This window comes from Oceanisphaera ostreae (assembly GCF_042676125.1).
In the GTDB taxonomy this organism is placed as follows: Bacteria; Pseudomonadota; Gammaproteobacteria; order Enterobacterales; family Aeromonadaceae; genus Oceanimonas; species Oceanimonas ostreae.
In genome coordinates, this window is record NZ_JBHTJS010000060.1 from 65,472 (window position 1) to 87,986 (window position 22,515).

Here is a 22,515-nt window from a genome sequence, read left to right on the forward strand (position 1 = left end):
GAAGCAGACGATGAACGATAGTGAATTCCATGCCTTGGCAGATGCCATATACCTGCATATAGAAGAAAGCATCGATAACAGCGACGTTGATATCGACTGCGAAACCATTGGCGGCGTGATGACGTTGACCTTTGATAACAACATAAAATTTGTGATCAACCGCCAAGAGCCGTTGCATCAAATTTGGTTAGCTACTCGAGAAAATGGCCATCATTTTGCCCTACAAGGCGATAAATGGATCGACAATCGCCAAGGTCATGAGCTGCTCAATTGGCTTAGTCTACAGGCTGAGCGTCAAGGCGAGACCCCACTGGTCCTCTAACTCTCGTGTACGCAAGGTCGGGCATCGTCTCGGCCTTCCTTAATGCTCTTATAGGGCAGCACCCTTTGTTGCCCTTGTTCGGTCACTATTTCGTAATACTGCGGCAAGTTGAAATGGGCAAAATCACTTTGCCCTTCTACTTGCTGGTCTGACGTATAAAAACGGTTAATACTTTGCACTAGCTCATCTTTACTGCCCGAGATCTGGCGGTAAACTTCAACTCGATTCGCCTCATCCAAAATATAAAGATTGTAGGCTTGCGCACTGCCTTCAAAAAAGAACTGCATCAATCCTTCGCTGGCATAAACGTCCACTATTTCCGGCACCGGCTTACCCGCTTGCTGATCTAGGCGCAGCGTTTTGTGCGTTGGTAGTGCTGCTAACGGTGGGCCGCTAACGGCGCGCTTTTGTACGCTCACGCCACGACGCTCAAAGAAAATGCTGTGCTCGGTATCACCTAACAGCAAGGTTTTAACCGCACTGTCTTGCTCTCGGGTTAGGCGCAAACCGATACACTCTTTTATTAATAGCTCGAAACGAGTACGGATCAAGCTGCGAAAATTCAGGCTATAACAACATACTTGTAGGCTTTCGGGAGGTGTAGCGCCCTGATGCATTTTCCCTAAAATAGCCGTCAACGCTTCCACCACCGCCATGGGGCCAGAAAAATGCAAAGAGCGAATTTCATCCCAAGAATTACGATATAAAACATCTACCGAACCGACTAGATTTTCTAATTGCTGGCCAAAACTAAAGGGATCACTGGTTTTAGCGTTAAATTCGATGGGTCGGTTACGCCAGCTGGTCGTCGGGTCTTGTTCAAGATTAAGGAAAATGCCGAGTTGGCGCACTTCACAGGGCCGGCTTAGTGCTAAGTTGGTGGGTGAAGGCGCGCGCACCGGAAAGCTTCGCGCTAAATCACCGCAAAACTCCTGCAAATGTTGCAGGTTCACATCTGTATCCTGATTAAACAGCTGTAGCTCGGTGTCGTTGGTTAACAAACCGTTGAAATGTGCCCATGCAATCAGCTTACCCACATAGCCACTGTACTCTAACGAACTACGGCCAATCAGCTCAATAGGCGTAAGGCCTTGTTTATACAGATACCAACCGGCTTTATGCAGTCGCTCCGTGGGTACCTGCACCAAGCTGATATTTGGCTCGGCTAAATCTGGGGCAATTTTAAGGTTAATTAACTGCACCTTGCCCGGCAGGTTTTCGAAGGCGGCATAAAGCTTGCGCGATAAAATGCCGATATCTTCTGGATTAATTGACTCACTAATATTATTGCGGCGGGCAAACTGAATAAGATTGCGATAACTCAGCATCAGCGCTTCTAGCAGCTCAACATAAACAGACTTAACCTGCTCCACCTTCCAGCTGGCACGGTTATTCAGCAAGGCAACTTTTTCTGCCGACCAACCCCATGCTGAAATCAACTGATTAATCTGCTCGATACGCCATGCATAAGCGGCTTGCTGAGTGTGAGAAAAATCTAGGCCTTCAGATACCTTTAAATAGAAACAGCGGCGCACTAGATCTAACCGTTTTTCGTCACCAATCGATTTAAGATACCCAGTTACTTTTTCCAGCATCAACATATAGTGATCTTGGCGTTCATCAAGCCGTTCGGCACTTTGAAAGTGCCCTTTAAGATGACGGCACAGCAGCTGAGTATCGGGATACTCGTGAGAGTAAGCTTCCATTAACACGGTTTTAAGCACGGCTTTATAAGGCGAGTCGATGCTTTTATACAACTGCCACAGTGCCGATCCAAAGTACTCTTCCGCCGGAATTCGATCAAACCCGCCCAAGTCTAGCCATTCGTCATGATTAAGCATGCCATTAGCAAACTGCTCGGCCACAAAGCTGTCGTAGTCTGGCCCAAGCTTACCTGGCGCAAACATCCATACCAGTCGCTTACCGGCAATGCACAGGTGGCTACGATAAAACTCATCAAGCAGCAGCAAATGCTGAGCACTGCCACAGCTTTCGCCTTCTACCGACTGCTGATTGTCGGTACGAAATTTATTATCGGGGATCAGAAATAAATTGAGCTCTACCTGGCGCTGCTCTGCCCACTGAGAAATGAGCAAACACTTTTGTTGCAGCCACGCCGCTCGTTCGGGCGCCATCAAGTGGGAATAACAGACCCAAACGTCGAGATCGGATTCTCTGCTTTGGCCAATAGACGAGGTGCTACCCATGGAGTACAGGCCAAAAATTTCATTTTGACCGGACTCTAGGCCTTGATGGCCATTAGCGGCTTGGCACAGCTCATCAATAAACTGTTGTTGGCGGGAGTTGGGTAGGAAGTGGCACACGCCCGCAGGAACATCACCCGGCACGTAGCCCGGTAACAGGGGGTGGTTGTAATGCAGCAATACTGGCAGCAATTGAAACACTTGCTGGCCATACCGGCTCATTACCGCTAGGGCATGAGCTTGTTTTTGCTGATTAAATTGATCACTTCGCTCTACGAGCCGGTGAAAATTCGCGTGCAAGGGTACAGGCCTTTGGTGGACCGACACAGACCCAAAATGGGTCAAAAGTGTGATCATGGTAGCAATTTGGCGCTAGATGAACAATATATGTCACAGCTGAAGCCCTAAGATAAAGCCGAACCTGCTTTCCTTCCTGCAATGCCAGCACAGGAATGATAATATCAGCCTATTACTGGATATAGAGAAGAGATTCAAATGGCAAATCGCACCATCCGCATCGCTACCCGCAAGAGTATGTTGGCCCTGTGGCAGGCTCACGATGTTAAAGCGCGGCTTGAACAGCTGCACCCCCATATTACCGTTGAGCTGGTGCCGATGACCACCAAAGGTGATGTGCTGCTTGATACTCCTTTAGCCAAAATTGGCGGCAAAGGGCTGTTTATTAAAGAGCTCGAGCAAGCCATGTTGGAAGACAGAGCTGACATTGCCGTGCACTCGATGAAAGACGTACCGGTAGAGTTCCCTGAGGGATTGGGTCTTACGGTCATTTGCGAGCGTGATGACCCGCGCGACGCTTTTGTTTCAAATAATTACACGCATTTAGAACAACTGCCTGTCGGTGCCGTAGTAGGCACAGCCAGCTTGCGTCGCGAGTGCCAAATTCGTGCTCGCTACCCGCACTTAGAAGTGAAAATGTTACGTGGCAACGTGCAAACCCGCCTACGCAAGCTAGATGATGGCGAATACGATGCCATTATTTTAGCGGTAGCTGGACTTAAGCGTTTGGAATTAGCAGAGCGTATCGCCGGCTTCATGAGCCCAGAAGACAGCCTGCCCGCCAACGGCCAAGGTGCCGTAGGTATTGAGTGCCGCTTAGATGATGCCGAGCTACTTGAATTACTAGCACCGCTTGACCATCACGACACTCGCCTGCGAGTAGAAGCCGAACGCGCCATGAATCGGGGTTTACAAGGCGGCTGTCAGGTTCCTATCGGTTCTTACGCTGAACTGCAAGGCGACCAGTTATGGTTGCGTGGTTTAGTTGGCCGCCCCGATGGCAGCGAAGTGATTTATGAAGAAGCGATCGGCCCGGCAAATCAAGGGCAAGAGATGGGTGCTGAAATGGCAAAACGCCTACTCGCCCGTGGTGCAGACAAAATTTTAGCCGAGGTATATCAGTCATGATACCGCTGGTGGTTCGCCCCGAGCCTCAGGCTAGTAGCTTGAGTCAGGCGTTATGTGCGGCTGGCCACCAGCCGGTGGTAAGCCCTTTGCTAAGCTTTGTTGAAGGAGCCGAATCACACCGACTTCCTGAGCTCCTTGGCCAGCTATCAGAACACGATTATGTGATAGCGGTCAGCGTACATGCGGTCGATTTTACCGATAATGCCTTACAGCAGCACCACATGGACTGGCCTAACGCGCACTATATTGCAGTAGGCCAAGCGACTGGAGATGCCTTTACTGCCGTAGGTATTCTTGGCGCTGCCGTACCTGACGACCCACGTTCTGAGGGCATTATTTCACTACCGGGGCTCACGCAATTAGCGGGCCGGCGCGTTATTATTTTGCGCGGTAACGGTGGGCGCCACATGATAGCGCCCACCTTGACCGACAGAGGCGCTCGGGTCGACTATTGTGAAGTATATCGACGCCAATATCGTTCGGACCCAAACGGTAAACTCGTGAAAAGCTGGCAGAGTAAGCAAGTGGACAGTATTATCATCACCAGTGGCGGGTTATTGAGCCATATTGTTCAGCTGACCAACGACCGCGCAAAGGACTGGCTGCGAAGCCGTTTATTGATTGTTCCCAGCATCCGTGTGGTACTTGAGGCCAAGGAGCTGGGCTTCACTCAGATCATAAATGCAGAAGGTGCATCCAATCAGGCTCTGATTGCCGCTCTGGATGAGAGGAAACGCAATGACAGATAAAAAAGATAATAATCAAGAGCATAATAAGATAGGCGCCAGTGAGCAGAAACCCGCTGACGTGAGCTCGACTCCAGCAAAGCCAGATGCCGGCAAAAAACAGCCCGATCTGAGTAAAGCATCAACCAAGACTGAAACAAACAAGCCTCAGCCTGATCCGGTGCTCACCCCAAATACTCAGGCCAAGAGCACGACTCAAGCGCAGGGAACAGAGCCGACCTCTCCACCGCCTAAAACAGCCAAAACCTCTGGCTCTGGCAAGATACTGGCGATTATTGCCATTATTATCGCTATTGTGCTGGCCGCCATTCTCTATTGGCATGGCCACAATCAAGCGTTGGTTCAAGCCGAACAAATTGGTCAGCTGCAGCAAAAAATGCAGCAGCAAGAGCAACAACTACAAAGCTCATTACAGACAGCTGAAAGCAAACAGGCTAAACAATTAGCTAATGTGGCCAGCCAGCAAGACAGCCTCAATGAACAAATTGAAGGTGTCTCACGCAAGGTCTTAGACTTGGACAGCAAGCGCCCTAACGACTGGATGCTGGCCGAAGCCGAATATCTGGTCCGCATGGCCGGCCGTAAACTGTGGTTAGAGCAAGATGTTGTTGCTGCTGCCATGATGTTGGCCAATGCAGACGAGCGTCTAGCCGCACTGAATGACCCTAGCTTGACGCCGACTCGTCGCGCTTTAGCCGACGATATTGCCAGCATTAAGTCGGTGAAAAAAATCGACCGCGAAGGTTTGGTTATCAAGCTCAATAGCATTAACGATCAAGTTGATAAATTACAGCTAGACGGTGTAATTATGGCGCGCGCCGAAGAACCCGACTTTGCGGTATCTGAGTCGGTCAGTGACTGGAAAGCAAACTTGAAGAACAGCTGGGCCAGCTTCAGCGATGACTTTGTTACCGTGCGCCGCCGCGACGGCAATGTAGAAGCCTTGTTATCACCACAGCAGCATTGGTATTTAAGCGAAAACCTCAAAGGTAAGCTGTTACAAGCTCAGCTGGCGGTGTATCGCGAGCAACAAGAAATTTACGACAGCTCCTTAGAACAATCTAAACAGTGGTTGCAGGATTACTTTGCCGATGACAGCGTGCGCCAATTTATGCTTGAGCAACTTGAGCAATTAAGCGTTCAGCAAATTAAGGTAGATTATCCTGAGCAGTTCACCGCGCAAGGTAGCTTAAAGCAACTGCTAGATGACAGACTACAACGTCTGCTAACTGGCCAGTAAGGGGAAGTCTATGATCCGTCTTGCGATTATCATCGTCATCCTGGCCGCCGGTCTTATTGTCGGCCCGGACATTACCGGCCAGCAGGGCTATATGTTATTAGCCATCGGCAGTTACACCATTGAAACTACCGCTACGGTATTTTTAATTTGCATACTGCTGTTCTACGTGGCACTGCTATTCATTGAATGGCTGCTGGGCCGCATTTTTGGTATCGGCCACAAAACCCGTAGCTGGTTTGTCGGTCGCCGCCGCCGTAAAGCCCTAAATTATACCCAAAGTGGTATGCAGGCTTTGGTTGCCGAAGACTATGCCGCCGCCGAAAAAATGCTGTTAAAAGGCGCTAAAGGTAACGACTTAGCACTGCTTAACTACCTTAATGCCGCCACCGCCGCTCAGGCGCTGGGCCATGACACCAAGCGTGATGAGTATTTGCGCTTAGCTCATAAGCATAATCCTGGTGCAGGCTTAGCCGTTGGCCTAACACAAACTCGTTTGCAGTATCAGCAAGGACAGTTTGAACTCGCTTTAGCCGGTGTGCAGCAACTAGAGCAAGAATACGGCAGCCATCCGGCCCTGCTCAAGTTACAAAAAGACGTGTACCTCGCTACCGGCCAATGGCAACCGCTGATGACCACGCTGGATGCGCTAGCTAGCCAAGGGCTGATTGAGACTGAAGAACAAGAAACTCTGAAACAGCTTGCCTATGCCGGCTGGTTTGACGATACCGCTAACACCGATGGCAGTGCTGGCCTTATCACGCTGTGGCAAGGTTTGCCTCGCAAGGAGAAATACCAAGCCGATATTCTGGTACCGTTATGCGAACGCCTTATTGCGCTTAAAGCCGATAAGGAAGCACAACAGCTACTGCTGGATGGCCTGAGTAAGAACACTGATGCCCGCCTGCTAACTTGCATCGCTCAGCTGCAGCTGGGTGACTATCACCCTCTGTTAACGACGCTTGAGAAAAAGGCCAAGAATGAGTCGCTAGCCGAACTGCATTCAACCTTAGGCCAGCTATACCTTAAGGACGATAAGCCAGAGCAGGCCGAGCAACACCTGCAGCAAGCCATTGCCCTGCAACCAGCCGCTCAAGATTATATCTTGCTGGCCCGTTTAGCCGAGCAGCGTAAAGAGGTGAGTCAGGCCAACGAGTACTATCGCCACAGCCTGGGACTCACAACTGCAGTTGCTGTAATTCCAGTAAGCTAAAAGTAGTGATGACCACCAATACGAAAAAGGAGCCGCAAGGCTCCTTTTTTATTTACGGCTAGTGACAAAAAAACTAATACCAAAGCCAAAACTAGAGCTATTTCGCAACGGAATCCACGGAAACCACGGAAAAATTAAGATGAGATAAGATCGAAAAATACCAAGATATTTTATTGGTAAAAACTAAAACAAAGCTCCGTACTCTGTAGGGGCGAATTCATTCGCACAAAAACCATGGCACAGCCTAAAAGCGGTCCAATGAATTGGACCCTACAGAGATCTGTGTCTGTTTTAGCTGCTCGCTTACAGCTGACGGTTTAAAGCTTTGTCTTAGGTCTTACTCATAAAGTGTTTTTCAGAATTTATCTCTATTTTTCCGTGGGTTCCGTGGCAAATAAACCCCTAGTCTTTAAGGTTTAGTATTGTGTGGTTTAACCCATCACTATATTCAAATAAAAAGGAGCCTTGCGGCTCCTTTTCTTTAGTCTTTGTACAACTTGATGAGGGTGGCGGGGTCTCGCTCTAAATACCCCTTGCTGCCGTGTTGACGCATCAACTGTGCAGCCAATCCCGACATCGGCACCGCGCTGCCCTCGCGCAAACTGTGCGCTACAGCCATATCTAAGTCCTTCAACAAAGTGCGCACATGCCACTTTGGATCCGGATCAGACTCCGTTGCCATTAACGGTCCGGTGATCTGCATCGGCTTAGAATCGGCAAAGCCACCGGCCAACGCTTCGGGAATTTTCTGGGCATCAACCCCACTGGCCTTAGCCAGTGCCGTCATCTCGGCCAGCACTAGCAAGTTACAGCCCACTATCATCTGATTACAGACCTTAGTGACCTGTCCTGCCCCAACCGGCCCCATGTGAGTGGCACGTTGCGATAACGGCGCTAGCAGTGGGCGAATGCGCTCTATATCTGGTGCCTCACCACCACACATAATGGCTAGCGTGCCTTGCTCGGCACCGGCTACACCGCCTGATACTGGCGAGTCGACCCAATTCATGGCACACCGCTTTTTAAGCTGGGCGGCAAAATCTCGGGTAGCTTGTGGGTCCGAACTAGAGAAGTCGACCAATAGCTGATTGCCATGGCCAAACTCAGCTACGCCACCAGCACCGAAGACCACCTCTTCCACCACGGCAGTATTGGCTAGGCACAACAGCACAATATCGACTTGCTCAACTAGCTCGCCAATACTGCCCGCAACGATAGCTCCTGCAGCCTTAACGTCGGCGAGTTTATCTGCGCTACGGTTCCACACCGATACTTCAAAACCGGCCTGTAGCAAACGCTGTGTCATCGGCTTGCCCATCAGTCCTATTCCGATAAAGCCCAGTTTCATTCGCACTTCTCCCTGTTGGTCAGATATTTAGTCTGATAATAACATCAAGGAGGATGAAGGGAGCGGCTCCATCAACTAGCACATGACATTGCCGAAAAGAATTCCTACTGTTTCGCCACCCCCATAATCTATGAAGGTCGGATGTCATGTGCTGGCCGTCAGTGCTTGCAGCGCGCCGCTGGAGCAAGGCCCTTTGTCCTACCTTTGCAGAGCAACAAAAATAGCGCCGTTACTTAATAAATTAATTAGATATTAAAACCCCGCACCTCATCACCCAGGCCAAGTTAGTCAGGTCTGTCATTGGCCACATGAGACTGACAATCAAATTAAAATAATTTTTTGATAAAACTGCCCTTTGAGACTAGACGGTTTTTTTTCACTGCGATATAATCGGCACAGGGCACAGCTGGTGGTTCGAAAAGTCTGTATTTTCAGACCTTTGAGTTCCTAAAATTGGCATACACACCCAGAGACGTTCGTCTCCGCCCTAATCTGTATACGAATTTTATCTACATCAATTTTACATTTTTCAAGCAATCAATGCTCGCAAGCTGTAATCAGCGGCGGCGGCTGATAAGCCGACTCCGTCAACCTGACCCGTACCCGCGCACGTGGACGTTCCAGAGCATTCTGCTATCTTCAGCTTATAGTCCTGCCTGTCAGGAAAATCGGCTGATGATTCGGCGACGGTGCGGTATTGGGATCATAAAAAGGTGTTCGATGGCATGACGACTCTATCTTATATGCCCGTAAAACAACGGGCAGTTGTGGATTCTGGGCATCGTTTTGATGCCGGCCGCCACTGGGCGGCCTCTTTAACGCTGGGGTTTGGTACCCGCACGGCCGGTGATGCAACCATCACCAGCATGGTCAAAGCCCACCATTTTGGGCCCTTGCGTGTGCAGAGACCGTTTTACCCGGAAGGCCGCGACGGCTGCTGTCATGTGTACCTGTTGCACCCGCCCGGCGGACTGGTTAGTGGTGATGCGCTCAACGTTGATGTAACCGTGGCTGCGGGCGCTCATGCCCTGTTAACCACGCCTTCCGCCAATAAACTCTATAAAGCCGACAGTAACGGCGTCGCCTGGACTCAGTATACCCACCTGAAAGTGGCTGATGGCGCTACGCTGGAATGGCTGCCCCAGGAAACCCTGGCGTTCGACGGCTCCCGTGGCGAGCAAACGTTCATCGTTGAGCTGGCAGACGACGCCAAATGCCTAGGTTGGGAAATTCTTGGCCTCGGTCGCCCCGCCAGCGATCTGCCATTCGTCAACGGCCACCTCGAGCAACGCTTTCAGGTTACCCGTAATGGCCGCCCCTTGTGGTTAGAGCGCCAGTCACTGGACCCCAGTCATCGCCGGTTCACCGGCAAATGGGGACAGGGCGGTGCCACCGTTCACGCTACTTTATGGGCGATTGGCCTAGCCGATCCTACGGAAGCCATCGAAGCGCTGCGTGCACAGCTGCCCGCCAACTGTCGCTGGGCGGTAACTTATCGCCGTGGCGTGCTGCTGGTTCGCTACCTTGGCCATGAACGCAACGAAGTATGGGATTTATTTCAACAGGCGCGCGTCATTCTGCGCCCGCGGCTGACCGGACACGAGGCGACAGTGCCTCGGATCTGGCTGACCTGATTATTCACGTCAAAGCACCTGCTTTGGCGCCGATCAGCGCCTATGCTTGTTAAGTGGCATAGGCCACCAATACAGAACGTCGACGACTACGGAGTTAGCGATGGAATTAACACCAAGAGATAAAGACAAGTTGCTGTTGTTTACCGCGGGGCTGCTTGCCGAGCGCCGCAAGGCCAAAGGCCTCAAGCTGAACTACCCTGAATCGATTGCGCTGATCAGTTGCGCCATTATGGAAGGCGCTCGCGAAGGCCGCACCGTGGCGGACATGATGAGTGCCGGCCGTGAAATACTGACCCGTGACGATGTGATGGAGGGCGTTGCCGAGATGATCCAGGACGTGCAGGTCGAAGCCACCTTTCCCGACGGTACCAAATTGGTCACCGTTCATCATCCCATTGTCTGAGGAGGCTCACTATGATCCCCGGTGAATATCAACTGCAAAGCGGTGACATCGAACTGTGTGTCGACCGTGAAAGCATCACCATCAGTGTCGCCAACACCGGTGACCGCCCCATACAGGTCGGGTCCCACTATCACTTTGCCGAAACCAATCCGGCGTTGCGCTTGGATCGTAAACAAGCTTACGGCTATCGCCTGGCTATCGCCGCAGGTACGGCTATTCGTTTCGAGCCAGGTCAGAGTCGTGAAGTGTCGTTGATTCCGTTTTCCGGCCTGCGCCGCATTTACGGCTTTCGTGGTGAGGTTATGGGACCACTAGATAAGAGCTCGAAAGAGGGAGCAGCAACATGAAGATTTCCCGCCAAGCATATGCGGATATGTATGGGCCGACTACCGGTGACCGGATCCGCCTCGGTGATACCGAATTGTGGATCGAAATCGAACACGACCACACCCATTACGGTGAAGAAGTAAAATTCGGTGGCGGCAAAGTGATTCGTGACGGCATGGGCCAGAGCCAGCGTTGTGACGACGCTGTGATGGACACAGTGATCACTAACGCCATCGTCATCGACTGGTGGGGTATCGTTAAAGCCGATGTGGGCCTGAAAAACGGTCGCATCGCGGCTATCGGCAAGTCCGGTAACCCGGATACCCAACCCGATATCGACATCGTTATCGGCCCTGGTACTGAAATCATCGCTGGTGAAGGTCACATCCTGACCGCCGGCGGCGTCGATACCCACGTGCATTATATCTGTCCACAGCAGGTCGACGAAGCGCTGATGAGTGGTTTAACCACTATGATCGGCGGCGGCACCGGCCCGGCCACTGGCTCGGTCGCGACCACCCACACGCCCGGCCCCTGGCATCTGGGCAAAATGATGCAGGCGGTGGATGATTTACCGATCAACATCGGCTTTCTCGGCAAAGGCAGCGCCAGTACGCCAGAAGCGCTGGAGCAACAAGTTAAAGCCGGTGCTATGAGCCTAAAAATTCACGAAGATTGGGGCGCAGCACCGGCCTCCATCAGCAACGCACTGGATGTGGCCGATCGCTACGACATACAGGTAGCCATTCACGCCGACAGCCTGAACGAGTCCGGTTTCGTGGAAGACACGCTGGCGGCCTTCAAAGATCGTTGCATTCATACCTACCACACCGAAGGTGCTGGTGGTGGTCACGCGCCCGACATTATTGTCGCCTGTAGCCTGCCCAACGTATTGCCGTCGTCCACCAACCCGACCCGGCCGTACACCATTAACACCATTGATGAACACCTCGACATGCTGATGGTATGTCACCACTTAGACCCGAATATTCCAGAAGATGTGGCCTTTGCCGATTCCCGCATCCGTCGCGAAACCATTGCCGCCGAAGACATCCTTCATGACATGGGGGTGATTTCGATGATCTCTTCTGATTCTCAGGCCATGGGCCGCATTGGCGAAGTGGTGTGTCGCACTTGGCAAACTGCGCACAAAATGCGCCTTCAGCGCGGCCTGTTGCCGGAAGACCAAGAGCGCGGCACCGACAACTTCCGAGTGAAGCGTTACATCGCCAAATACACCATCAACCCGGCGATTACCCACGGCGTTGGTCACGAAGTCGGCTCCATAGAAGTCGGAAAGTTTGCAGATTTGGTGTTGTGGAAACCGATGTTCTTCGGCGTCAAACCGTCGATCATCCTGAAAGGCGGCATGATAGCCGGAGCTGCCATGGGCGACCCCAACGCTTCCATATCTACGCCACAGCCGGTGCATTACCGCCGCATGTTCGGTGCCTTAGGCCGCGCGGCAGCAGCAACCCGAATGACCTTCGTCAGTCAAGCCGCCATGAACACCGGGCTGGAAGAAAAACTGGGCCTGAAGAGCCCGCTGGTGGCGGTTAAAAATGTCCGCCAGATGCGTAAGAGTGATATGAAGCTGAATGACGCCTGCCCGGTTCTGACGGTGGACCCACAAACCTACGAAGTTCACGCCGATGGCGTGTTACTGACCTGTGAGCCGCTGTCTGAGTTACCATTGGCCCAGCGCTATCATTTGTTCTAAATCGCTTGCAAGGACAACTAAATGCTTGAATTAACAAAGAGAATAGACGGAAGCACTCAGGCCGATGTGTACGACACACTGACCTTACCCTACGAGCTGCGCATCCGTGGCCGCTTGAAGGCGGTGACCGATAACGGCCGCGACGTCGGCCTGTTCCTCGATCGTGGCCCGGTGCTGCGCCACGGCGATTTGCTGCAGGCCAGCAGCGGTGAGGTGATCCGCATTTGTGCCGCCGACGAGCCGGTAACCACCGCGTTCATCGACAACGGCCTGCCTCTGGGGCGCCTGTGCTACCACCTGGGCAACCGCCACGTGTCCCTCGCCATTGGCGCAGATGCAGACGGCCGCCACTGGGTGCGATTCCCGCCGGATCACGTACTGGAAGAGCTGGCGGTATTGTTGGGTGCCACCCTGAGCCACCACCAGGCGCCGTTTGATCCGGAATCCGGCGCTTACGCACACGCCGGTCGTGAGCACGCTCATGGTCACGGGCATGATCACTCCCATGGGCACTCTCATGACGACGACCATAGCCATGCACACTGATAACCAGCCAGTCGTGGCCAGTGATCTGGCGCTGCTGGGATTGATGCAACTGATCAGCCCAGCTTTGCCGATTGGTGCATTCGCCTGGTCACAAGGTTTGGAGAGTGCGTTTGAACTGGGCTGGGTGAAAAACGAGCAGGAACTGGGCGAGTGGCTGGAAGGCGTGCTCGACGATGGCCTAACCCGCTGCGAATTGCCGGTACTGGCGCGGTTACAGAACTGCTGGGCCATCGGCGACAGTGATGGCCTCGCGCTCTGGAACGACTGGCTGCACGCCAACCGCGAAACCGCCGAACTCAGCGATGAAGACACGCGTTTAGGCCAGGCCTTGATGCGCTTGCTCACCAGCCTATCGCTGCAACCGCAGGCAGAGCAGGGCCACGCCCAACTGCCGGAAGACCCCGGTTACGTCACCGTATTCGCTTGGACAGCACACCAACGGCAAGTGCCGGTGCGTCAAAGCTTGCTCGGCTTTGCCTGGGGTTGGCTAGAAAACCAACTCGCAGTCGCGTGTAAAGCTATGCCCTTGGGGCATACTGCCGCACAACGCCTGAACGAACAGTTACGCCCCCAACTGGTGGCAGCAGTCGACACCGCGCTGGCGTTAACCAACGAGCAACTGGGCCCAACTCTGCCGGGACTGGCTCTCGGTAGCGCCCAGCATGAAACTCAATATTCAAGATTATTCCGAAGCTGAACGCTTCGACCTCACAAGAAGGAAAGGTAGCAATGAAACATTGTTTACGAGTAGGCGTAGGTGGCCCGGTTGGTTCCGGAAAAACCGCCCTGTTACGCCAACTGTGCAGCGCCCTGAAGGATCACTACAATATCGCCGTAGTCACCAATGACATCTACACCCGTGAAGATGCTGACTTTCTGCTGAAGCACGACGCACTACCAGCCGATCGCATTCTCGGCGTGGAAACTGGCGGCTGTCCGCACACCGCCATCCGAGAAGATGCCTCCATGAACTTGGCGGCAATTGACGATCTGCAAACGCGTCATCCCAACCTGGAGCTGGTGCTGGTGGAATCCGGCGGCGATAACCTAGCAGCCACGTTCAGCCCGGAACTGTCCGACCTGACTCTGTACGTCATCGACGTAGCCGCAGGCGACAAAATCCCCCGTAAAGGCGGCCCCGGCATCACCAAATCGGACTTGTTGATCATTAACAAGATCGACATCGCCAAATACGTACATGCCTCGCTGGATGTGATGGAGCGAGACTCCAAAAAAATGCGCGGTGAGCGCCCTTTCATATTCGCCAATCTGTACGACGGCGTAGGCGTGGAAGAAATCATCAGCTTCATCCTGAAGCAGGGTATGCTGCCCGAGCGCAGACCCGGAAAAGTAGGCAGCACTGCCTAAGCGGTCCCGACCTAGTCAAAACACAGTAGTAAAATAACTTAATATTAAACAGAAAGAACAAACGGAGAACACCATGAACAAAATGACCAAATTGCTGATGACCGTTGGCCTGATGCTAACCGCCACCGCAGCCGTAGCCCACCCCGGCCATGGCGTGCTGCACACCCACAACGATTTTCTTAGCGGTTTGCTACACCCGATGATGGGCCTTGACCACCTGTTGGCCATGGCCGCCATCGGTTTCTGGAGCATCCGCCAGAACACTGCCATGAAAAATGGTACTCCCTTGTTTGTCGTGGGTGGCATGATGGTAGGTTCGGCCCTGGCCTGGGGCGGCTTGAGTCTGGCTGGTGTGGAAATGGGCATCGCCATGTCGGTTCTGCTAGCCGGTGTTCTGATCGCCACCATGGCAAAACTGCCCACCGTCGTTGGCGGCACCCTAGTCGCCCTGTTCATGATCACCCACGGCTACGCACACGGCACCGAAATGACTGCTGGCGCCAGCCTGATGTCTTACATGGCCGGCTTCGTCATCGCTACCCTGGCCATTACCTTTGTTGGCCGTGGCCTAGGTACCGTCATGCTGAAAGCCGATAACCGCATTACCCGTGCTCTGGGTGGCGTGGTTGCGGTTATTGGTGGTGTATTGGCTGCTGGCTGATCCTCCCTGAATATGTAAGCTCCCATCCAGCCCTCAACAAAGCAGCAATTGCTTTAACTGAAGATGATGAGACTACCAGCTAGCAGGCTATAGCACCAACAGCCTGCTAGCACAATGCATTACAAGGATCTTGGGACCCCCCTCCCCAAGATCCCATCCCGCCGTGGCGAAATGAAGTCCACGCTAAATTACACTGAATAGGTGAAATATCGCTATGAGTAGCACTATTATAAAACTGTCAAGAAACACGGAAAATGCACCAGTAAATTCTATCTCTACACAATCTGTCGCTTTTTCTCATTACAATAATATTTCAGCGCAATTACCTGTAGACTCTAAAACGGGTGCCATTGTGGCTGGTGATATCACCGAGCAGGCAAAGCAGTGCTTTGAGAACATTAAAGCCATAGTAGAAAGTATCGACCACGTCATGGACGATGTTGTTAAAATCAATATCTTCTTGAAGAACATCTCGGACATTGGCGCTGTAGACGCCGTTTATGCAACCTTTTTCCAGAACTATCTTCCCGTACGGACAACTGTCGCAGTGGCAGCTTTGCCTCTGGATGGTGCCTTGCTGCAAGTTGATGCCCTGCTTTCAAACGGTGAAGGAACGGCTCCACAAGCACCTTGCGACCTCGTAAAGGTGGCAAAAAACACGGAAAATGCGCCAAAGAGTAGTGTATCTACACACACAGTGGCTTTTTCTCATTACAACAATATTTCAGCTCAATTACCGGTCGACCCTGCAACGGGTAAACTGATCGCGGGTAGCGTTAAAGAGCAAACAGGACAGTGCCTGAAGAATATCAAGGCTATTTTAGAAAGTATCGACGTTCCCTTTGACGATATTGTTAAAGTAAATATCTTCCTGAAAAACCTTGCTGACATTGATGCCGTCAACGAAGTGTACACCACGTTTTTCCCAGACTCGTCCATTGCTAGAGCTGTGGCCTATGTTCCAGCACGAACCGTAATTGCAGCTTCAGCTTTGCCTATGGATGCTTTGGTACAGATTGATGCGGTTGTGTCACACGGAGATGGCACCCCCCCACAAGCTGTCGAAGACCGACATGGAATCGTCATCAGAGCAAACAATACGGAAAATGCCCCAAAGTGTGCTCTATCTACACAAACTGTCGCCTTCTCTCATTACAATCACCTTTCAGCTCAATTACCTGTAGACCCAAAAACGGGTGCAGTGGTAGCGGGTGATGTAACAGAGCAGGCAAAGCAGTGCTTAACAAATATTAAAGCGATTGTAGAAAGTATCGGCCACGTGATGGACGATGCGGTTAAAATCAATATCCAGCTGAAAAATATCGCCGATATTGATGCGGTAAACAAAGTTTACACCACTTTCTTCAACAGCGATCTTCCTGCAAGAACAACCGTTGGCGTATCAGCTATCCCTATGGACGCTTTGGTACAAATTGATGCCGTTATTTCTAACGCTGAAGGTACACCACCAGCGTGATAAGAGTAATTTAGGTTCTGTCACTACGTTTAATTAAATTATTACTGCACTAATTTGTAAACGCAGCTAGGCTGCGTTTACATAAAAAAGGCAACACAGTAATCCATCAGGATTATCGTGTTGCCTTCTCTTATTTCCCCTTCATTCTGCTCCGCAAACCACCTATCAAAAGATCAACTTACCATTAATGAGCCAAGAAGAATTTATAGGCAGGATCTTGCGTCACCTCATCCCAACGATAGCCTAACTCGAGCAAGTGTTGCTCAAAAGAAGCTAGATCGGCATCAGGCAATTCAAAGGCACATAACACGCGGCCAAACTCGGCCCCCTGGTTACGATAGTGGAATAAGCTAATATTCCAGCGCGTACCTAAGGTGTGCAAAAACCGCATTAATGCACCTGGCTGCTCAGGAAAGCGAAAGCTGTATAACCGCTCGTGCAACGCCTTAGGCGGACGACCGCCAACCATATAGCGCACATGTGATTTAGCTAAATCGTTGTCCGTCATATTACCAACCTGATAGCCGGATTGCTCCAGCTCCATCATGATCTGGGTTAACTCTCGATCGCCATCTGTCAGACGCACCGACACTAATACTGCCGCCTTGTCATCGGATGAATAACGATAGTTAAACTCAGTCACCATGCGATTGCCCAACACTTCACAAAAGGTCACAAACGCACCTTTACGCTCGGGGATGGTCACCGCCAGCACACCTTCGCGTTTTTCACCCAGCTCGCAGCGCTCAGAAACATAACGTAAAGAGTGAAAGTTCACGTTAGCACCACTGAGAATGGCAGCCATGCGGGCATGGGAATAATCCCCGGCTTGGCTGTATTTCTTCAGTCCCGCCAGCGCCAGCGCGCCCGAAGGCTCGGCAATGGCACGGGTATCCTCAAAAATATCCTTCAGAGCTGCACAAATTTCATCTGAGCTGACCGTCACTACGCCATCAAGATATTGCTGACACAAACGAAACGTCTCGGTGCCAATACGCTTAACCGCCACGCCATCGGCAAAGGTGCTCACTCGATCTAGGGTGACAATTTCACCCGCCTTAAGCGCAGCATTCAAACAGGCCGAGCCTTCGGCCTCTACGCCAATTACCTTAACCTGTGGCAGTAGCTGTTTAATATAAACGGCTATTCCCGCCGCCAATCCACCGCCACCAACAGGTACAAACACATGAGTTAATCGCGTGTCTTGCTCCAGTAACTCCCGGCCGATAGTACCTTGGCCGGCAATCACATCCGGATCGTCAAACGGAGGGATCAGCGTCAGCTGATGTTCTTCGGCCAACTCCAAGCAACGGGCGTAAGCTTCATCAAAGTTATTACCGTGTAAGATCACCTTACCGCCGAAACGACGTACCGAATCTATCTTAATATCCGGGGTGACAACCGGCATTACTATGGTGGCATTAATCCCTAACTTGGCGGCCGATAAGGCCACCCCTTGGGCGTGATTACCGGCCGAGGCGGCTATCACCCCTGCTTGCAATTGCTCGGGGCTAAGCTGAGCAATTTTGTTATAGGCACCCCGTAACTTGAAAGAATGCACGGGCTGCATGTCTTCCCGTTTTAGCGATACCGAATGACCTAAACGCTCAGATATTTTCTTCAGCGGCGTTAATGGTGTTACTCGCGCTGCCTCATAAACCGAAGACAGTAAGATGCGGCGTAAATACTCGCTCGCAGAGCGTAATGCGGCGGCTTCTTTCAATGCCGGTTGTGCCATCTTTATCCCCCTAGCTTGCTGATGTCGCGTACCGCACCTTTGTCGGCACTGGTAGCCAGTGAAGCATAGGCACGCAGCGAGTAAGACACTTTACGCTCTCTCACTTCTGCAGGACTCCAGCCCTGATCGCCTTTGGCGTTCATTTGTTCACAACGCGTGGCCAAGTCGGCTGCGGATACGTCCAGCACTATGCTGCGCCCTGGAATATCGATATCAATAATATCGCCGTTTTCTACTAAGGCGATGGTGCCACCGCTCGCAGCCTCTGGAGATACGTGACCAATAGACAAGCCAGAGGTACCGCCCGAGAAGCGACCATCGGTGATCAGTGCACACTTGGTGCCCAGACCCATCGATTTAAGATAAGTGGTGGGATAGAGCATTTCTTGCATACCTGGGCCGCCTTTAGGGCCTTCGTAGCGAATAACCACTACGTCACCGGCTTGCACTTCGCCACCCAAGATGCCCGCTACTGCGCTATCTTGGCTTTCATAGATTCGTGCTGGGCCGCGAAACACTAGGTTGTCGTCAGACACACCAGCCGTTTTCACGATACAACCGTCAACGGCCAAGTTACCCGATAACACCGCCAAACCACCTTCTAGGCTATAAGCATGCTCTAGACTACGAATACAGCCTTCGGCACGGTCGTTATCCAAGGTAGGCCAGCGACAATCTTGACTGAAAGCTTTAACGGTACGAATGCCAGCAGGACCTGCACGGAACATGGTTTTAACCGCTTCGTCTTCGGTGACCATAATGTCGTACTTGGCTAACTGTTCGGCCAAGGTCATGCCCATCACGGTCGGCAGTTCGGTGTGCAGTAAACCGGCGCGCGCCAGCTCACCTAAAATACCCATTACGCCACCGGCGCGGTGTACGTCTTCCATATGATACTTAGGCGTCGAGGGTGCCACTTTACACAGCTGGGGCACCTTACGAGACAGCGTATCAATATCGTCTAAGGTAAAGTCGACGTCCGCTTCATGCGCGGCGGCCAGTAGGTGCAGCACGGTATTGGTTGAGCCGCCCATCGCCACGTCTAATACCATGGCGTTTTCAAAGGCTTTTTTATTGGCGATAGAGCGCGGTAACGCTGACTCGTCATCTTGTTCATAATAACGCTTGGTTAGCTCCACAATGCGATGACCAGCAGATTTAAACAGCTGCTCGCGATCGGCGTGGGTGGCCAGCAAAGATCCGTTGGCTGGCTGAGACAAGCCTAGTGCTTCGGTCAAACAGTTCATGGAATTGGCGGTAAACATGCCTGAGCAAGAACCACAGGTCGGACAAGCGCTGCGCTCAACTTGCTCGCTCTGCGAGTCAGACACGGTAGGGTCGGCCCCTTGTACCATGGCATCAACTAAGTCGAGCTTGATGATTTGATCTGACAGCTTGGTTTTACCCGCTTCCATTGGTCCGCCAGAAACAAAAATGACCGGAATATTCACCCGCAACGCCGCCATCAACATGCCGGGGGTAATTTTGTCACAATTAGAAATACACACCATGGCATCAGCACAGTGCGCATTAACCATGTATTCCACCGAGTCGGCAATCAGGTCTCGGCTAGGCAGGCTATACAGCATGCCGTCGTGACCCATGGCAATGCCATCATCTACAGCAATGGTGTTAAATTCTTTAGCGACGCCACCGGCGGCTTCAATTTCACGCGCGACCAATTGCCCCATATCCTTTAGATGTACGTGGCCGGGCACAAACTGAGTAAAGGAGTTTACTACCGCAATAATCGGCTTGCCGAAGTCACCTTCGGTCATACCAGTTGCACGCCACAGGGCGCGAGCACCGGCCATATTACGACCGTGGGTAGTGGTGGCGGAACGATACTTGGGCATTCTAAAATTCCTAAAAAACGTGAGTAACACAGGCAACAGCAATTAAGCGGCCTATCTCTAAAATTTACAATATAGCTTTAAGCGTTCAGCTGTAAGCCGTTAGCTAAAAAAAGACACAGGGCTGAGTGCGGGCTCCGCATTTTTTTTAACTGACTAGCTGACAGCTTAAGGCTGACAGCTGTCAGCTAAGCTGTTTTTTTTAGCGCTTGTTCTTGGTCTAGCACTTGAACTAGAGTCACATCCAACAGCTTTTCTAACTGCAGGCTTAGCTGACTGATGGGTCGATCACTGAATACTCGGATGTTGATCACTAGGCCTTGGCCATTATCTTGAGTAGACATGTCCATTTCATCAACACGAAAACCGCGGTGGCGAGTCAGCCGGAGTACTCGCTCAAGCACTTCTGGACGAAACTTGGCCGCTATCTGCAACTGATACTGGTTCATGCTTTTTTCTCCATCATCTGGTCGTTGGCAACACCGGGCGGCACTAGAGGCCAGACGTTTTCTCGCTCAGAAATTCGTACATGCAATATATAGGCAGTATCAGCCGCCAGCATGCGTTGTATGGCAGGCTCTACCTCTGCTTTGCAGGTAATGGTTTCACCCGGAATATTAAAAGCTGCAGCCAAGGCCACGAAGTCGGGGTTGTCGGTCAGAATGGTTTCACTGTAACGGCCATCAAAGAACAATTCTTGCCACTGGCGCACCATCCCTAATCGCTGATTATCCAATAACACCATTTTTACGGGCAGTTGGGCGCGTTTGAGTGTGCCTAACTCTTGTACGTTCATCATAAAAGAGCCATCACCGGACACTAATACCGACTCATCTTGTGGCCGTGCCAGCTTGGCGCCTATGGCGGCCGGCAAGCCAAAGCCCATGGTGCCTAAACCTGAACTACTCAGGTGATTACGCGGACTGGTAAAGCGCATGTGTTGAGCAACCCACATTTGGTGCTGGCCAACATCACAACTCACCATGGCACTATCGTCCAGTGCCGCACTCAGCTGGCTCAACATTAATGGTGCATAAATGGCCTCACCGGGATGATCGTAGCGCCATGCATTCTCCGCTTTAAGTGCCTTACAATGCTCGCGCCATGCGTCAATCGTCTGCATATTAGCGCTTACTTTATCATTAGTGAGCAGCCCAAGCACAGTGGCGAGTTCTGCATTAATGCTCACTTGCGCATGGCGTACCTTACCAAACTCAGAGGCATCTTTATCAAGATGGATAACCTTGGCATTAACAGCAAACTCATCCAGCTTACCTGTTACGCGGTCATCAAAACGGGCGCCCACCACCAACAGAAGATCACTCTGCTGAACAGCCAAGTTGGCGGCTTTTGTTCCGTGCATGCCCAGCATGCCTAAAAACAATTCGTCATCTGGATCCAAGGTACCAATTCCCTTAAGAGTGGTCACCATAGGCATACTGGTTTGCTGAGCAAATGCTCGTAATTGGGGAACCGCATTAGCCATGCCCACACCACCGCCCACATATAAAATAGGCTGCTTAGCGGCACTCAATAACGCGTGGGCTTGGGCCAGCGCCTGAGTGTCTAGTGGGTTCGATTCGGTATTAAAAATCGGTGTTGTAAGGGGTTCTACCAACGCTACTTGCACATCTTTAGGCACATCAATTAATACCGGGCCTGGGCGGCCAGAGCGCGCGATTTCAAATGCTTCGGCAATAATGGCGCCTAAGTCTTCAGCCTTTTCGACCAGATAAGAATGTTTGGTGCAAGACAACGACATGCCCAAGACGTCCACTTCTTGAAAGGCATCGGTACCAATGGCGGACATGGGTACTTGTCCGGTAATAGCCACCAAAGGAATTGAGTCAAGCATGGCATCGGCCAGACCGGTGATCAGGTTAGTTGCGCCAGGCCCTGATGTAGCCATGCAAACTCCCACCTGACCACTGGCTCTGGCATAGCCCACTGCTGCCAATGCAGCCGCCTGTTCATGGCGACACAGCAGGTGATCAACTCCGCCGTCGTAAAGGGCATCGTAGAGCGGCATAATGGCGCCGCCGGGGTAACCAAAGATCTGGGTCACTCCCTGTTGTTTTAATGTTTGAACAATATACTGTGCGCCATTCATTTTATTGTTGTCCATCATGTTGCTGCCAAAGTCAGTTAAAAAAAAACCCCCGAGTAGTTAGCTCGGGGGTTTTACGTTTTGTCTGTCGGTTATGTTATTTATCGTCAGACCAAAGTACCCCGAGTGGAGATATAATAATCACCACTAGGACCACAATAATGTTGACGAAACGTGTAACTAAAT

Annotated in this window: 20 protein-coding genes; 14 read left to right on the forward strand and 6 right to left on the reverse strand. The window is 51.7% G+C overall.

The genetic code is table 11. From position 1 onward, the window contains the following. Window positions 1-10: 10 nt before the first annotated feature. Complete coding sequence (gene cyaY, locus ACFQ1C_RS15085) at window positions 11-322, forward strand: iron donor protein CyaY (protein ID WP_379559503.1); 312 nt, start codon at window positions 11-13, stop codon at window positions 320-322. On the opposite strand, the gene ACFQ1C_RS15090 is transcribed toward cyaY, so the two are convergent. Continuing rightward, window positions 319-2,826, reverse strand: a complete 2,508-nt coding sequence (locus tag ACFQ1C_RS15090) for a class I adenylate cyclase (protein ID WP_379559504.1) — start codon at window positions 2,824-2,826, stop codon at window positions 319-321. The two genes, cyaY and ACFQ1C_RS15090, sit on opposite strands and share 4 nt — an antisense overlap. 195 nt (window positions 2,827-3,021) lie before the next feature. Between ACFQ1C_RS15090 and hemC the strand changes: the two genes are divergently transcribed. The 4 genes from hemC to ACFQ1C_RS15110 are packed head-to-tail and all read left to right on the forward strand — an operon-like array spanning window position 3,022 to window position 7,147. Further along, on the forward strand, window positions 3,022-3,951 hold the full coding sequence (gene hemC / locus ACFQ1C_RS15095; RefSeq protein WP_379559505.1) for a hydroxymethylbilane synthase: 930 nt from the start codon (window positions 3,022-3,024) through the stop codon (window positions 3,949-3,951). Then, window positions 3,948-4,700, forward strand: coding sequence for a uroporphyrinogen-III synthase (locus ACFQ1C_RS15100; RefSeq protein ID WP_379559506.1), 753 nt, complete (start codon window positions 3,948-3,950; stop codon window positions 4,698-4,700). The genes hemC and ACFQ1C_RS15100 overlap by 4 nt, the downstream gene beginning before the upstream one ends. Continuing rightward, window positions 4,690-5,937, forward strand: a complete 1,248-nt coding sequence (locus ACFQ1C_RS15105; protein ID WP_379559507.1) for a uroporphyrinogen-III C-methyltransferase — start codon at window positions 4,690-4,692, stop codon at window positions 5,935-5,937. The genes ACFQ1C_RS15100 and ACFQ1C_RS15105 overlap by 11 nt, the downstream gene beginning before the upstream one ends. 10 nt (window positions 5,938-5,947) lie before the next feature. Continuing rightward, a complete protein-coding gene (locus ACFQ1C_RS15110; RefSeq protein WP_379559508.1) occupies window positions 5,948-7,147 on the forward strand; it encodes a heme biosynthesis HemY N-terminal domain-containing protein in 1,200 nt (399 codons plus the stop codon). Between the two features lie 481 nt (window positions 7,148-7,628). Here ACFQ1C_RS15110 and ACFQ1C_RS15115 read toward each other — a convergent pair whose 3' ends face one another. Further along, window positions 7,629-8,495 carry an NAD(P)-dependent oxidoreductase gene (locus tag ACFQ1C_RS15115; protein WP_379559509.1) on the reverse strand — a complete coding sequence of 289 codons (867 nt, stop codon included), beginning with the start codon at window positions 8,493-8,495 and terminating at the stop codon, window positions 7,629-7,631. A 725-nt stretch (window positions 8,496-9,220) separates the two neighbouring features. Here ACFQ1C_RS15115 and ACFQ1C_RS15120 point away from each other — a divergent pair. From ACFQ1C_RS15120 to ACFQ1C_RS15160, 9 genes are all read left to right on the forward strand, one after another. Continuing rightward, complete coding sequence (locus ACFQ1C_RS15120; protein WP_379559510.1) at window positions 9,221-10,129, forward strand: urease accessory protein UreD; 909 nt, start codon at window positions 9,221-9,223, stop codon at window positions 10,127-10,129. A 100-nt stretch (window positions 10,130-10,229) separates the two neighbouring features. After that, window positions 10,230-10,532 (forward strand): urease subunit gamma, encoded by a 303-nt coding sequence (gene ureA, locus ACFQ1C_RS15125; protein ID WP_379559511.1) that lies wholly within the window; start codon window positions 10,230-10,232, stop codon window positions 10,530-10,532. 11 nt (window positions 10,533-10,543) lie between these two features. Then, window positions 10,544-10,879: an urease subunit beta gene (locus ACFQ1C_RS15130; RefSeq protein ID WP_319782819.1), complete on the forward strand. Its 336-nt coding sequence runs from the start codon at window positions 10,544-10,546 to the stop codon at window positions 10,877-10,879. Next, the gene (ureC, locus tag ACFQ1C_RS15135) at window positions 10,876-12,579 is read left to right on the forward strand and encodes an urease subunit alpha (RefSeq protein ID WP_379559512.1); all 1,704 of its coding nucleotides are present in this window, start codon (window positions 10,876-10,878) and stop codon (window positions 12,577-12,579) included. Before ACFQ1C_RS15130 ends, ureC begins: the two co-directional genes overlap by 4 nt. Window positions 12,580-12,600: 21 nt before the next feature. Next, window positions 12,601-13,125 (forward strand): urease accessory protein UreE, encoded by a 525-nt coding sequence (gene ureE, locus ACFQ1C_RS15140; RefSeq protein WP_379559513.1) that lies wholly within the window; start codon window positions 12,601-12,603, stop codon window positions 13,123-13,125. Beyond that, window positions 13,097-13,822 carry an urease accessory protein UreF gene (locus ACFQ1C_RS15145; protein ID WP_379559514.1) on the forward strand — a complete coding sequence of 242 codons (726 nt, stop codon included), beginning with the start codon at window positions 13,097-13,099 and terminating at the stop codon, window positions 13,820-13,822. Before ureE ends, ACFQ1C_RS15145 begins: the two co-directional genes overlap by 29 nt. Window positions 13,823-13,854: 32 nt before the next feature. Then, window positions 13,855-14,493 (forward strand): urease accessory protein UreG, encoded by a 639-nt coding sequence (gene ureG, locus ACFQ1C_RS15150; RefSeq protein WP_379559515.1) that lies wholly within the window; start codon window positions 13,855-13,857, stop codon window positions 14,491-14,493. A gap of 73 nt (window positions 14,494-14,566) precedes the next feature. Continuing rightward, window positions 14,567-15,154 carry a HupE/UreJ family protein gene (locus ACFQ1C_RS15155; protein WP_379559516.1) on the forward strand — a complete coding sequence of 196 codons (588 nt, stop codon included), beginning with the start codon at window positions 14,567-14,569 and terminating at the stop codon, window positions 15,152-15,154. Window positions 15,155-15,368: 214 nt separating this feature from the next. Beyond that, the gene (locus tag ACFQ1C_RS15160) at window positions 15,369-16,631 is read left to right on the forward strand and encodes a RidA family protein (protein WP_379559517.1); all 1,263 of its coding nucleotides are present in this window, start codon (window positions 15,369-15,371) and stop codon (window positions 16,629-16,631) included. Window positions 16,632-16,815: 184 nt separating this feature from the next. On the opposite strand, the gene ilvA is transcribed toward ACFQ1C_RS15160, so the two are convergent. The 4 genes from ilvA to ilvG all read right to left on the reverse strand — a co-directional run bounded on the left by ilvA (window position 16,816) and on the right by ilvG (window position 22,332). Beyond that, window positions 16,816-18,369 carry a threonine ammonia-lyase, biosynthetic gene (ilvA, locus tag ACFQ1C_RS15165; RefSeq protein WP_379559518.1) on the reverse strand — a complete coding sequence of 518 codons (1,554 nt, stop codon included), beginning with the start codon at window positions 18,367-18,369 and terminating at the stop codon, window positions 16,816-16,818. A 2-nt stretch (window positions 18,370-18,371) separates the two neighbouring features. Beyond that, entirely contained in the window at window positions 18,372-20,225 is a 1,854-nt protein-coding gene (gene ilvD / locus ACFQ1C_RS15170; protein ID WP_379559519.1) for a dihydroxy-acid dehydratase, read from the reverse strand. A 185-nt stretch (window positions 20,226-20,410) separates the two neighbouring features. Further along, on the reverse strand, window positions 20,411-20,671 hold the full coding sequence (ilvM, locus tag ACFQ1C_RS15175) for an acetolactate synthase 2 small subunit (RefSeq protein ID WP_379559520.1): 261 nt from the start codon (window positions 20,669-20,671) through the stop codon (window positions 20,411-20,413). After that, window positions 20,668-22,332, reverse strand: a complete 1,665-nt coding sequence (ilvG, locus tag ACFQ1C_RS15180) for an acetolactate synthase 2 catalytic subunit (protein WP_379559527.1) — start codon at window positions 22,330-22,332, stop codon at window positions 20,668-20,670. Before ilvG ends, ilvM begins: the two co-directional genes overlap by 4 nt. Between the last annotated feature and the right edge of the window lie 183 nt (window positions 22,333-22,515).

Bases quoted from the DNA above. Each gene is read 5' to 3' on its own strand.
- cyaY (WP_379559503.1), top strand. From the start codon at position 11: ATGAACGATAGTGAATTCCATGCCTTGGCAGATGCCATATACCTGCAT.
- hemC (WP_379559505.1), top strand. From the start codon at position 3,022: ATGGCAAATCGCACCATCCGCATCGCTACCCGCAAGAGTATGTTGGCC.
- ACFQ1C_RS15100 (WP_379559506.1), top strand. From the start codon at position 3,948: ATGATACCGCTGGTGGTTCGCCCCGAGCCTCAGGCTAGTAGCTTGAGT.
- ACFQ1C_RS15105 (WP_379559507.1), top strand. From the start codon at position 4,690: ATGACAGATAAAAAAGATAATAATCAAGAGCATAATAAGATAGGCGCC.
- ACFQ1C_RS15110 (WP_379559508.1), top strand. From the start codon at position 5,948: ATGATCCGTCTTGCGATTATCATCGTCATCCTGGCCGCCGGTCTTATT.
- ACFQ1C_RS15115 (WP_379559509.1), bottom strand. From the start codon at position 8,495: ATGAAACTGGGCTTTATCGGAATAGGACTGATGGGCAAGCCGATGACA.
- ACFQ1C_RS15120 (WP_379559510.1), top strand. From the start codon at position 9,221: ATGACGACTCTATCTTATATGCCCGTAAAACAACGGGCAGTTGTGGAT.
- ureA (WP_379559511.1), top strand. From the start codon at position 10,230: ATGGAATTAACACCAAGAGATAAAGACAAGTTGCTGTTGTTTACCGCG.
- ACFQ1C_RS15130 (WP_319782819.1), top strand. From the start codon at position 10,544: ATGATCCCCGGTGAATATCAACTGCAAAGCGGTGACATCGAACTGTGT.
- ureC (WP_379559512.1), top strand. From the start codon at position 10,876: ATGAAGATTTCCCGCCAAGCATATGCGGATATGTATGGGCCGACTACC.
- ureE (WP_379559513.1), top strand. From the start codon at position 12,601: ATGCTTGAATTAACAAAGAGAATAGACGGAAGCACTCAGGCCGATGTG.
- ACFQ1C_RS15145 (WP_379559514.1), top strand. From the start codon at position 13,097: ATGACGACGACCATAGCCATGCACACTGATAACCAGCCAGTCGTGGCC.
- ureG (WP_379559515.1), top strand. From the start codon at position 13,855: ATGAAACATTGTTTACGAGTAGGCGTAGGTGGCCCGGTTGGTTCCGGA.
- ACFQ1C_RS15155 (WP_379559516.1), top strand. From the start codon at position 14,567: ATGAACAAAATGACCAAATTGCTGATGACCGTTGGCCTGATGCTAACC.
- ACFQ1C_RS15160 (WP_379559517.1), top strand. From the start codon at position 15,369: ATGAGTAGCACTATTATAAAACTGTCAAGAAACACGGAAAATGCACCA.
- ilvA (WP_379559518.1), bottom strand. From the start codon at position 18,369: ATGGCACAACCGGCATTGAAAGAAGCCGCCGCATTACGCTCTGCGAGC.
- ilvD (WP_379559519.1), bottom strand. From the start codon at position 20,225: ATGCCCAAGTATCGTTCCGCCACCACTACCCACGGTCGTAATATGGCC.
- ilvM (WP_379559520.1), bottom strand. From the start codon at position 20,671: ATGAACCAGTATCAGTTGCAGATAGCGGCCAAGTTTCGTCCAGAAGTG.
- ilvG (WP_379559527.1), bottom strand. From the start codon at position 22,332: ATGAATGGCGCACAGTATATTGTTCAAACATTAAAACAACAGGGAGTG.